At 44.6% G+C, this 12,158-nt stretch carries 11 protein-coding genes; 5 read left to right on the top strand and 6 right to left on the bottom strand.

What is annotated here, in order from left to right; all coding sequences use genetic code 11:
* The first annotated feature begins 108 nt into the window (after positions 1–108).
* Positions 109–429: a TolB family protein gene (locus SIB74_RS06380; RefSeq protein ID WP_063395722.1), complete on the top strand. Its 321-nt coding sequence runs from the start codon at positions 109–111 to the stop codon at positions 427–429.
* Positions 430–471: 42 nt separating this feature from the next.
* On the opposite strand, the gene msrA is transcribed toward SIB74_RS06380, so the two are convergent.
* Together msrA and SIB74_RS06370 are read right to left on the bottom strand one after the other, a co-directional pair.
* The gene (gene msrA / locus SIB74_RS06375) at positions 472–1,191 is read right to left on the bottom strand and encodes a peptide-methionine (S)-S-oxide reductase MsrA (protein WP_063395723.1); all 720 of its coding nucleotides are present in this window, start codon (positions 1,189–1,191) and stop codon (positions 472–474) included.
* Positions 1,192–2,270: 1,079 nt separating this feature from the next.
* Positions 2,271–2,522 carry a hypothetical protein gene (locus SIB74_RS06370; RefSeq protein WP_036915559.1) on the bottom strand — a complete coding sequence of 84 codons (252 nt, stop codon included), beginning with the start codon at positions 2,520–2,522 and terminating at the stop codon, positions 2,271–2,273.
* A 470-nt stretch (positions 2,523–2,992) separates the two neighbouring features.
* Between SIB74_RS06370 and SIB74_RS06365 the strand changes: the two genes are divergently transcribed.
* The 3 genes from SIB74_RS06365 (at position 2,993) to SIB74_RS06355 (ending at position 6,859) form a co-directional block, all read left to right on the top strand.
* Positions 2,993–3,676, top strand: a complete 684-nt coding sequence (locus tag SIB74_RS06365) for a peroxiredoxin-like family protein (RefSeq protein ID WP_063395985.1) — start codon at positions 2,993–2,995, stop codon at positions 3,674–3,676.
* Between the two features lie 527 nt (positions 3,677–4,203).
* A complete protein-coding gene (locus tag SIB74_RS06360; RefSeq protein WP_063395724.1) occupies positions 4,204–4,737 on the top strand; it encodes a ferritin in 534 nt (177 codons plus the stop codon).
* Positions 4,738–5,752: 1,015 nt separating this feature from the next.
* Entirely contained in the window at positions 5,753–6,859 is a 1,107-nt protein-coding gene (locus SIB74_RS06355) for a chlorophyll a/b binding light-harvesting protein (protein WP_063395725.1), read from the top strand.
* 461 nt (positions 6,860–7,320) lie between these two features.
* Here the strand turns inward: SIB74_RS06355 and SIB74_RS06350 are convergent, their stop codons facing one another.
* Complete coding sequence (locus tag SIB74_RS06350; RefSeq protein WP_011826400.1) at positions 7,321–7,491, bottom strand: hypothetical protein; 171 nt, start codon at positions 7,489–7,491, stop codon at positions 7,321–7,323.
* 759 nt (positions 7,492–8,250) lie between these two features.
* Here SIB74_RS06350 and SIB74_RS06345 point away from each other — a divergent pair.
* Entirely contained in the window at positions 8,251–8,847 is a 597-nt protein-coding gene (locus SIB74_RS06345; RefSeq protein WP_011826399.1) for a helix-turn-helix domain-containing protein, read from the top strand.
* Positions 8,848–9,244: 397 nt separating this feature from the next.
* Here SIB74_RS06345 and SIB74_RS06340 read toward each other — a convergent pair whose 3' ends face one another.
* The 3 genes from SIB74_RS06340 to SIB74_RS06330 form a co-directional block, all read right to left on the bottom strand.
* Positions 9,245–9,823: a ferritin gene (locus SIB74_RS06340; protein ID WP_063395728.1), complete on the bottom strand. Its 579-nt coding sequence runs from the start codon at positions 9,821–9,823 to the stop codon at positions 9,245–9,247.
* Between the two features lie 444 nt (positions 9,824–10,267).
* Positions 10,268–11,326, bottom strand: a complete 1,059-nt coding sequence (locus tag SIB74_RS06335) for an ABC transporter ATP-binding protein (protein ID WP_063395986.1) — start codon at positions 11,324–11,326, stop codon at positions 10,268–10,270.
* Positions 11,326–12,108, bottom strand: a complete 783-nt coding sequence (locus tag SIB74_RS06330; protein ID WP_063395729.1) for a helix-turn-helix domain-containing protein — start codon at positions 12,106–12,108, stop codon at positions 11,326–11,328. The genes SIB74_RS06335 and SIB74_RS06330 overlap by 1 nt, the downstream gene beginning before the upstream one ends.
* Between the last annotated feature and the right edge of the window lie 50 nt (positions 12,109–12,158).

Raw genomic sequence — 12,158 nt, 5'->3', positions numbered from 1 at the left:
TATGAAATTTGCAGTGTGAAATGTTATATGAAAGCGGCTGCTTCTCTTTATGAGTAATTCTGGTCACACTTATCAAAAAACGATCAATGGTCAATGAGAAGACTTTCTTTGCTTAGAGCAACTTTAGCTCTGCCATGCCTGTTAACCACTATTGCTTTACCGATAAGAATTTCCTCTCCTGCTTTCGCAGATACCCTCTCTCAGGGGGAGATTCCGCTGATTCCTCGTGAAGTCTTGTTTGGCAACCCTGAGGTGAGTGGGGTTAGCTTGAGTCCAGATGGTAAGCAGATTGTTTTTCTGGCGCCCCATCGGGGAGTGTTGAATCTTTGGGCTCAAGAACTTGAAGAGGGATCTAAACCACGTCTGCTTACAAACAGCACGAATCGTCCCACTAGGCCTGCTAATTTAAGTTTTGGTTATATGTCTTGAATTAACTTGGCTTGAGACTGTTCCTTTTAAGCATGCTATTTGCTAGGGCTTGATTATTTCATTTCCAGATCTTAGAACGCAATGACTAACTGACCAATCATATTCTTGCCAGACACTGACTGGTAATTTAAAGTTTGCACCTGGGAAATCATTTAGAGCAACCTGAGTAGGCATTGCAGAGCAGTATGGTCTACTTCCGGGTTTTGCTAGGTATTGCTGGTGATAGGACTCGGCATAATGGAATTGTTGATCGGCTTTGATTTCAGTTGTAATTGCTCCAAAACCACCCCTACTTAAGAGTTGCTGAAAGCTGTCTCGACTGGCCTGCGCAAGCTCCATCTGCTGAATTGTGGTGGTGTAAATCGCCGATCGATATTGACTCCCTCGATCATTACCCTGGCGATTCCCTTGCGTGGGGTCATGGCATTCCCAGAACAATTTGAGGAGGTCGCTGAAGTCAATGATGGATTTATTCCACACCACTCGTACGATTTCAGTGTGTCCGGTACGTCCTGAGCAGACCTCTTGATAGGTCGGTTGCTCTTGATGACCACCGGCGTAACCCACTGCCGTGGTGATGATCCCAGGTAATTTCCAGAAACCCTTTTCGGCTCCCCAAAAGCAGCCACAAGCAAACAGAGCATCTTCCTGATCTGTGCTTAGCGGGGCATGCAGCCCTGTACCTAGAACGGCGTGCTGCTCAGTTTCTGAGGGAATTGGAGCCTCCTTTGAAGCCTTTGGGGTTAACCAGGATGGGAACATCAAATTCAGGCAAGATTGCTAACCATAGGCAACTTCTTTTGGCTTTAGATGCAGTTGGTTATGGAGCCCTGTCACGAAGCTCAACAGGAGGGGGGTATGCCTAAAAAAAGGGTCATCTTCAACAGGATAGAGCCAATCTTAGTTTGATCAGATGGATTCAAAATACCCATCACTGCCTCATTGATGGGAACATACAATTTCTTTAACAATTTCTTGTCCTTATATACAGTGCAGACTGACTTTCATGATTAGCTAAAGCTAAGGATTTTTTTGATTTGCTCATAAAACTCTGCTAACAGTTATTTTGCTGCCATTAGCTTCGGGCTATCTTCTTGTTGGCTAGCGACAAACCCTCTGATCTGAGTTGAGATTACTTCGCAATTCATTTCATGGTTTGTTCAATGTATAAAATAGTCAACTAAGTCTCCAAGATCAGATGCATCTCTAAGCACATTCTTGCAATCAAGCGTTCAGTTGCTAGCTGCTTCAGCTCTTTAATTTTCTGATTTGATTTGTTCTAAATTAAATCCTGTTTTCCTCTGCTTCCAGGTTGATTTACATAACAGATTCGACTTGTTAGATGGATATTGACTTTTTCCTTTTGATTTCCCATTCAAGTCTTATCCGAAAAGAGTTTCTGGATCGCTTCATCTCTGCCACTTGGCGTGGCTAAAGTTTTATGATCCATTGTGATTAGAGGTTGCGAGACTGAGCCAGTCGTGCTTCTCTCGACGCTGGCAATAAAATCAGCAGGAGTCTTACTAGTGATGATTGGAAATAGTTAAGGCAGAAGTTTTTCTGTCACTGTCTTTCCAATGTTGTGCGTCCAAATTGCCCCTGACCTGATTGCATAGGTGGATCCCTTTTGATGAAGCCAGTAGTGGATTTACTTTGTACCATTCGACCAGCTTTGGTGTTTTAATGAGATCTAATCAGAGCCCTTGATAGTTCCTTCGATAATGGTCTCAAGGCATGATACGTAGAATATTTTCGTCTTCGCGGCTTCATTAATAGGCTTACCTTTATAAGCCCCTAGGTTGATCAGGCTGGTAACACACATTCCCCAATTGTCGTTAACTCTAGGAAGCTTCTTTGGGCTCCAGAGAGATGTGGTTGAGCAGGGTTGTTACGAAGGCGAACAGGAGGAAGGGCAGGCTTAATACCAAGATCAAGCCAACGCCAACTAGAGCGAACAGAGGCCTGCTCGAGCCCATAAGACCCAGGCCTGCTGCAAGGCTTACAAAGATCACAGCCATCCAGGCCAAGACTTGGCCATAGATGTCTCCAAAGGTGAGAGTGCAACGCAAGGAGTATGGAGTGTTGGTTGTCATGTCATTGCCTTTATCCTCTTCCTTACAGTTAAGCCTCTTGACGCCCGCTTGTCTTGCGATTGACACATATCATATTGAGAGGCAAGAACCCTTTGATAGCAATAGCTCTAGGCAATTAGAATGTGGGTAGAAGGCACCATCTTTGTTCCCACTATTTAATAGATTTAGGGATAGATCTGCTTTTATGCTATTGCAAAATGCTTGTTATCATTATTTAACGACCCAGAACGTTTCTCTTGTAAGTTCCAAATTTACGATGTCCATAGAATCTATGGATACCTGATTAAGGTAATAGGAAAATCTCAGAAATGAAACCAAGCCTTCCTGCTTCATGTAATTAGAAGGATGTTTCTAGAATGAACAAGAAGTAGTAGGCTTATTGAGGACCAAGCTAATCTTACAATCCTAACGACGTGTGCACAGTAAAAGCACCACTTCCACTGCTTCAAAGGCTCAGTCAGGTTCCAGGCATGGAAAAAGACAAATATCGACTTATTATTTTGCTTCCCCAGTTAGGTGACTTTGACAGCATCGAATATGCTCAGGCGCTAGTAGCTGATATGCCAAGGCTAAGGGTTGCTGGGATCTCCACTTTGGCCATAGGCATCGGCAATGCTGGCAGTGCTGAACGATTCTGCACCTTTACTGGCTTTCCTAAACAAAGTTTGTTGGTAGATGAGGAACCGATACTTCACAGAGCCCTTGGCCTCTATGGCGGACTAAAAACACCTGGTGGTCCTTGGCCTGCATTGTTGTTAATGTGCGCAGGCATTGGTTCTCCAGGCACCCTGTCTGAAGTACTGCGTGGCTACATAGGAGATCGTAGTGCACCCCAGCGAATCGCCAACAACGAAACCATCAACATCTCCCCATTCCCATCCGTAACAGGATCCTTTTTCTCGCGAGCTGGTGGTGAGGGTTTTCAAAGACCATTTGAGCTCGCGACCGTTCGACTGCGAAACATGATAGAAGTTCTAGGTAACTTGCGTACTTATCTACCCCGTCACGACTTCATTACACAACGGGGCGGTACTTATTTACTAGATTGTGACGACATACTTTTATATAGCCATCAAGACAAGGGGATCCTAGGTTTTTCAGAAACAATGGCCAAACCCCTTTCCTTTCTAGACCAATATCTAGATAGGAATTAATATCAATAAAATATCAAATTCATTACTCTCATGACTCACGCTTGACTGCTAGTCTTTGATTTGGCGATTAGTATAAAAAGCTAGGGTAATAATATGCATAATTCCTCCAACTAACGTTGAAACTTGCCTGGTAAGTATTTTGTGTAAGTCACAATCAATAGATGTTATTGGCAGCCCTATGTTAGTTAACGACTTGGGGTAAAATTATAATCAACTATATTTATAATACCCATCAAGTCCAAACATCTATAGGTTAATTGTGCCCCCTGTTTATCTGCCGAAATGGCAATATCAGAATATTTAGCATATAGTTTAATTCCTCAAACCCTACAAAAAATTCTATTGATCCCAAATGACGATTGAAAGTTGGACGAAGCTGGTTCACTCTTCAATGAACGATAGTATGTTTATTGTACATTAACTACACAAGTGTCCTGCACCTCAACACTTCTCCATTAGCATGAATAGGCACTCTCATTTAAACAAGTACATTTCACCAATGATGGCCTTAAACGTTAAACCTGAGCATGAATGATCTAACCAAGGCGATCAACCTTCATTTGGCCTGTGAGTTTCAGGCAAGTCATACCTACCTAGCGATGTCAATTTGGCTTCGCGAGAAGGATTTAGCTGGATTTTCCTCGTACATGCAAGTTAAGAGCCAAGAGGAACGTGGTCATGCAGATCGACTTATTGCCTACCTTGTTGATTGCGATGAACAGGTCGAACTTCCCGCTGTTGAAGCTCCACAACGCAATTGGGTCTCCACGCAGGATCTCTTTGATCAGGTCTACGAGCTAGAAAAAGATGTAACAGCATCAATTAACCGCATTTATTCCATAGCCGAACAAGCTGGTGAGCGTAGTGCGACCGCCATGCTCGATTGGTTCATCGCAGAACAGTTACAAGAGGAAGCGGAAGCTCGTTTCGTGCGTAAGCGACTTCGCCTGGCTGGTGACAACACTGCTGCGCTACTTCTTTTGGACCAACAGTTTCTTGATGGAACTGCCTTGACAACTGTCAAAGGTGGCCTTACTGGATTAAAACAATCTGAGAATTAATCCAAAGTTTTTATGATCACTATTCAATAATACTAGAAAATATTATCCGCCGCTGTTTGTTGTGGCTTACTTCTAAAGCATTTCCATGGCAATGATCTGGCAGGAATAAAAATTGCACAATGCCATCATCTTGCATGGAATGATATTACATTGTTTCTAGTAATACCTTCTAGCTATAAAAAGTTTGTACAAATGACCATCCTGTTAGAAAAGCTCTGAATAGAGATGTCTCGACAATGATTTCTTTGCCAAAACTTATTTCACATTAGAATACTTTGTCAAATCTCAATAATGCTGTATTCAAAATTAAATAGCCATAGTTTCTCTACTTTTATTTGTAATTAAAACCAATACTAAAAAAGGGCAGAGTGAAAACTCTACCCTTCCTTGCAAGCGAGGCCAACTTAGATTTCACGTCATGTTGGTTCCTTGTCCATCATTATCGGCTTTGCCTCCGATGATAAAAATAGCAATGCAGGCCGAGCCAATGATCCCACACACCACTGCTGAGAGGGTTCCAAAATCCATTGATGAATCCAGACAAAGTCCATATATCACTAGCCTAAGTAATCCCAATTACAGGATGGCATTGTGCAATTCGAAATGAGACTTAATCCTAGGTGAGCCACTCCATCGTGCAAATACATACATACAACAAAGTGCCAGCGATGGCTTGCTTCGGTTCTGTCAGGATTCCTCAAAACCTAGTGATATCAATAATAATTCACCTTTCATGATCTGTGGCCTGCGAGGCATAATTTGATCGGCTGTATTAATTATCACTTGATAATGTGTCGTTGAACTCTAATTTACGTGATTAATGCCTTGTCTCTGCGGTATCATCTGCGAGGCCTATGATGTATCTAATGATCGCGCTTAATCATACAAATACTACGGCACATTATCATGTCTAAATCACACTCACACTCTTTAAATATGTAGAGTTCTGTGTACACCTAATGTCGAACTGTCGCCATACAAATAGATTTCATTTGCCCTAAACAAATTCATTCTCGTGCAAACCTACGGGAAAACAGACGTTACCTACGCCTGGTACGCGGGTAACAGTGGTGTGACCAACCGATCAGGCCGATTCATTGCCTCGCATATTGGCCATACAGGATTAATTTGCTTCGGCGCTGGTGCCAACACCCTATTTGAGCTAGCTCGGTACGATTCCGCATTACCAATAGGTGACCAAGGATTTGTAGTTCTTCCTCACCTAGCAGGCCTTGGTATTGGTGGCATAGAGAACGGTGTGATTACTGACTCCTATGGGATGCTTGTAGTCGCAGTCTTCCATCTAATCTTCTCGGCCGTTTATGCCGGTGGAGCGATGCTTCACTCTTTTCGATACAAGGAGGACCTGGGAGAATACCCGCAAGGATCCAGGCCCAACAAATTTGATTTTAAATGGGATGATCCAGACAGGCTCACCTTCATTCTTGGACATCACTTGCTATTCCTAGGTCTTGGCTGCGTTCAATTTGTTGAATGGGCTAAATACCATGGAATTTATGACCCAGCAATGGGTGTTGTACGTAAGGTTGAATACAATCTTGACTTGTCAATGGTTTGGAATCACCAGATTGATTTCCTTACGATTAACAGTTTGGAAGATGTGATGGGCGGTCATGCATTCTTGGCCTTTTTCTTGAGTGCTGGTGCTGTTTGGCATATTTTCAGCAAGCCATTTGGGGAATACACTGAATTCAAAGGAAAAGGACTCTTATCTGCTGAATTTGTGCTTTCTACCTCATTGGCAGGTGCAGCCTTTATTGCTTTTGTGGCAGCCTTCTGGGCTTCTATGAACACTACAATTTATCCAACTGATCTCTATGGTGGTCCTCTTAATATCGAATTGAACTTCGCTCCATATTTCTCAGATACAGATCCATTGTTTGGTGGAGACGTACACTCTGCCCGTTCATGGCTGTCAAACTTCCATTTCTACCTTGGATTCTTCTATCTTCAGGGTCATTTCTGGCATGGATTGAGAGCGATGGGCTTTGACTTCAAGCGTGTTGAAAAATTGTTCGATCAGCTAGAAAGCAACGAAATTAGTCTTAACCCAGGTAAGAGTACGACAGTGCCATCAACATCAACAGATAACGCCTCATAAACTAGCTTCTTCAAATTAACACTGCTCTTTAGCTCAAAAAAAAAGCCCTGCGTAAGCAGGGCTTTTTCATTGAGTCTATGGTTGTGAACTTGAAAATATCTTCCTCAGCAAACTACAACTTCTGATTGTTCTATAGTAAGAATTTCCTCCCACTAGTTATACTGCTTCAAATACGTAAACCGCTGATCTTCAAGTTTGCGATTTTGACCTGCCAACGCAAACTGACTTTGTCAAAGCAAAGAGGTTCTTTGATTCATTAACAATCTAAAATAAACATCTATAACTAGCCTTTGATATAGTCTAATCGCTATTGATGCTTGGCTTTTGATGCTGAGGATCCAGGATCAGTGCGGCTATGCCTTTTCACGAACTCTGCTTCAACGACTGTTTCACTGATCTTAATGTGATCGATTTACAATAGAGCCTTGGCCTTAAGGGTTAGAAAAGATTGTCTCTGCCACTTATTGATCTCTAGCTTCTTGATTAGGAGCCATTTTGCGCATGCGGCTTTGTTGTTGCTGTCTTATTAATAAATGAATATCGGCGGCCAATACCAAAACACCAAGCAAGACAATTCCGCCAATGGTTATTGGTGTCAGCTCTACTGCCGCTGCAAAGGGAGCTGTATACATCGTTGACTTAAAATTCTCTCTAATCATAGCTATAAAGACCCATTTGAGGCCCTGCAAACTTAAAAATCAAACGAATCCAAATATCTAGATAGGCCCTCTTACATGTGTTGTTTAACAGTCGCTATGTCTTCGCCACCCTGCCTCCTAATCACTCCATTGAATGAGCTTGCCTTGTCTCTAAAAAAACAAACGAATCGCCTTTTACTGCATTCCATTCATTAACTGTAATCAAGCAGGCTTGTGATCTCAGTATAAATCAGATTTGAAATCACTTTGCCAGATTATCGCTAGAAACTGGCAAAGCCTATGGCAGGCAAACCTGCAATGCTAAGCAGCTTTACAACTGAAGCAGGATTTAAGTCATTGCATAAAACCGTAACATCAATGCCTTCACGAGATTCCATTTATATTTCCTTTCGATCTGTTCTTCTTCCATCCAATCTAAGCCCAGGATTAGCAACTCTTTCAATGGCAAGGATTCACTTCATCTATTTATTTGAAGTGCATTGCGCATTGCTCTTTGGCGATTGATTCGTTCTGCCCCTGCCACAGATTTCAACATGTGCAAGTGAGCAGGTGATAACTTGACGGCGTCACTGGGCCAAACAGCACTCCATGCTGTGACGAAATTTACATAGGAATCAATCAGTAATGCAGATCCCTCGCAACAGCCCTATTGCTATTGAGAATCGCTTGCAAAAGGCCCCGTTGAGCGTATAGGTTGCGAAGAGTTCTCAAAAAGCACTTGAGAGGCTACAAATGAGCTTCCGATTCCTGCCAGATGATCCAATCCCAGCAGTGCGGATGCCAACAGGGCAATCCATCCTGATTGATCCAGCCGCTCGTTCAGGTGGCGCTTGTATCGAAGTTGTTGAGGGTATTGCCCGCGTTTACTGCCCATGCGAAGAAACTGAAGGAATGACTCTCGCTTTTCTTCAGGAAGGCGATCAACTACGCACCGATCGTTTGTGCAGTGAAGGTGTCTGCGTTGAAGCACTTACACCTTTATGTTTTCGCAGCGATGCTGAAATCCGTGATGGGCATGACTTTGATGCAGTGAACGAATGGACCCTGCAGCTGCTTCGCATTCGCCATTTAGGTAATGCAGAACAGCGTCTCCAAGCATTGCTCGCCCTGCTTGTTAACCGCTTAGGACGACGCTGTGGCGACTGGTGTGATCTCCCATTCCGGCTCACCCATGAGCGAATTGGCGAACTCATCGGCTCCACGCGTGTGACCTCCACGCGACTGATCTCCAGGCTAAGGACGGCTGATCTTTTAAATGTTCCCAGCGGAGAGCCCATCTTGCGTTTGGCTCCAGCCTTAATCGAATCAGCACCTCTTGCCGCCTCATAGCTCTAAGTTAATGAAAGATCTAGTTAAGACATCAGACAGCGTTATCGCTAGTCTCTGTAGAGAGGTTGATGGAATCCGCCATCGCTCTAGCTCGTTGCTAGAGGCTATGGCTAAATGTAATGATGAGAACCTATTTTGCCGTCTGAAAAAAGAATTTCAGCAGCTCAGTAATCGACGCAGTCGATTACTCGAAATAGCTAAAGCAATGCAATTTAAAGGTTTCGACGATAAACTCTCTATTGAATTTCTAATTGAGATCAGTAGCAGGCCAATTGACATGAGAACTTGTTGGCCTTATGAGAAAAAGTCTGGTTTTATTAGCCACAACTCATAGGCACTGTTAGTCACTATTCTAAAAACACAGTTATCTATCGATATTTATTATTGAGGGCGATTTCTAGGCAAGCTTTGCAGGTGAATGCTTGCCATCGCTTAATTCGCCGTCAATAATTAACATTGCAGAGGGCTGATTCTGGGCAAAACGTACACGACCCAAGAGGTGAGCCAACTCATTTTCAGAGTTGACTTGATTATCGACTAGTGGATCAAGGAACACTGTCGTGCGCATATCAGATGCTCGCTCAGCCATTGCATAAAGCTGATGCAGTGAGGTTGTCACGTCTGCCTCCATCTGGAATGAGGCAGCCATGATTTCATCTGTAGACATCCATTCCTGACGGGGTGAAGGTACATCCTGCAGAACAACAGTTTGTCCACGAGCAATTAGGTAATCTGCAAAATGGGCCGCATGTTCCTGTTCTTGAATGGCTTCTTGCTTGAAGTAATGGGAAAAGCCTCGTAATTCGCGCTCAGCAAACCAAATCGCGATAGCAAAGTAAGCAGCGCTAGCATTTCGCTCCATGGTTAGATGCTCTTGGAGAGCCTCAACCAGAGACACTTCCATTGACTGAGCGATTGCACGTCCTGCAGGACCTGTTGTAAGCGCTACAGCTTTAGTACTGCTAGGCAATGCCATGATTTTTCCTTTTGAGTCTGCACACTTTGCCGAGGCTGAATTAGCAAAAACGCAAACATGCAGATGGTGATGTGACAAATGCTACAAGCCCTTGTGCATCTTGAAAAGGTCTATTCAGGTGCGATTTGGACCCTGTAGAATGAGAATCAGTCTCAGTTGCGGAGTCGGCCGCAGGTCCTTATGGCCAAGTCCTTGGGGAATGACGATACAGATAGTCTGCGACGCCGTGGGCCGGTTCAAAACAAGAAAAAAGCCTGCAAAAAGCGCAAGTGCTCGAAGTGGAAAGGTGGTAAATGTGTATGCAGCCGTGGCTGATTACCCATTCCTTTGCGAAAAGGGGGTATTGATGGCCAATACAACTGGATCAGGATAAAATTGTAGCCTTAATAGTTGTTGAGTGATTGAGAGCACCACTGGTTAGGTCTTGGTGGTCAATCATTGCTCTCAACATAGTGGGCATGGAATCGCTCCGGGGAAAAGAAGGCCGTTCTGTCCAGTGCGGAAGGCGACGAAACAGCGCTCTCCTGTCTTGACAGGACTTTCAAGTGGTTGCCTTATACGCAACGTGTGATTTCCAAGCTCCACACGCAACAACCAGTGACTACCAAGAAACTCGCGACCTTGAATCAGAGCCTCGCCTCTGGGATCCTGCTGAATCTGAAGAGCCTGATCATCGACCATTAACTCAGTTGCCTTAGCAGCATTAGGTTCCTTGGGTTTTGAGAGAGGGCCAATCGGCGTTAGCCAGTGTTCGCCACCCATGTTGAGAGGAAGCAGGTTTCCTTGGAGCACAAAACGACCAACAAAAGGTGTGGCTGGTTTTTGCACAAGATCAGAGGGTGATGCGCACTGATGGAGCTCACCATTGCGCAGGACGGCAACCCGATCGCAGATTGCCAGGGCTTCTTGAGGATCATGTGTCACGAGCAGACCACTGGCACCACATGTTTGAAGAACACCTGCAAGTTCGCTGCGCAAGCGCAGACGTACCTCAACATCAAGGTTGGAAAACGGTTCATCAAGAAGTACGAGTGATGGTCCTGGGGCCAATGCCCTTGCCAGTGCCAAGCGTTGGCGTTGGCCTCCAGAAAGCTGATGCGGATAACGGTGACGAAGATCCGCTAGGCCAAGCATCTCCAGCAGCCATTGCGCACGGCTGGTGTCTTGGCCGCGGCGTAAACCAAAACAGCTATTGCGCCAGGCATCGAGATGGGGGAAAAGAGCATAATCCTGAAACACCATGCCTATGCTTCGGCGCTCGGGTGGCAGCATTCCCCGTGAGCTTGCAACCTCGTGATCATCGATGCAGATCGTCCCTCTCACAGGCTGTTCAAACCCAGCAATCAATCGCAGCAAGGTTGTTTTGCCACAACCTGAAGGTCCCAATAAACCAACGAGTTCACCTCTCTGGAGGTTCATATTGATGGATTGCAGTGTCCAACCTTCTGCTGATCCATCACCGTAGTGATACCAGAGGCCCTTGATTTGCAAGTGGTTAGCAATCACAATCGTATATCCATAGCTGGGGCGGATTCGATAAGTCGTGCCGAGAGCAGAAAAGTCCCGCCAGGTTCAATCAGCTCAAGATCATTCTTGTTCCGAAACAAGGTGATCTGACGAGTAACAGTGGAGCGCGTGGCCCCAATCAGTTCGGCCATGCGTGCATGGCCTAGGGGAAAGGGCAATTCATAACCTTCACTTCTACGGATGCCAAAGCGACCAATCAGAAGTTTTAAAAGAGCAACTAACCTTGCTTCGGCTCCTACTGGATGCCTTACAAGATGAAACTCAAATAGCCAATCCCATAGGATATCTTGCTCTTTTGGGCAGTTGTCTGCGTAATGAAGGCCAATTGAACTATTCGTGAGTGCCTCAAGTAAAAAGTTACTGCCGTCGGGTAATCGAAGCCAACTAGATTCAGAATCACCACAAAAGGCCAAAGTGATATCAGGAAAATGATCTCCGAAAGAGCCTGAAAGCCTGGCAATGCCCTGCTGAAAAAACAGCCGCACGTAGCGAGATTGATCAGTCTGGGATGACAGCAGAATGCTCTGCCCTACTGTGAGTTGAAGTGATTCCAGCGATTCCAGTTGACTACTGACTGTTATCGGACAAGACGCATTGTGTAATGGTTGACGGAGGAAAGGGACCTCTTCCTCGCCATAACTACTGGTGGCAGAATCAAGGGTGATCTTTGTGGCAGGCTTCCAAGATCCATTGCTGTCAGATAGATCCGAGCATCTACTAGAGATTTTTGAGTCAATAGCGACCCTAATAGATGACAATTGTCACAAGCGGATGAATCATTCTCGCCCATCAGGCACAGATAAATGCT

Source organism: Prochlorococcus sp. MIT 1306, assembly GCF_047304515.1.
Taxonomy (GTDB): domain Bacteria; phylum Cyanobacteriota; class Cyanobacteriia; order PCC-6307; family Cyanobiaceae; genus Prochlorococcus; species Prochlorococcus marinus_D.
The sequence above is the reverse complement of the archived record's forward strand: the minus strand, read 5'-3'. Positions and strand labels throughout refer to the sequence as shown.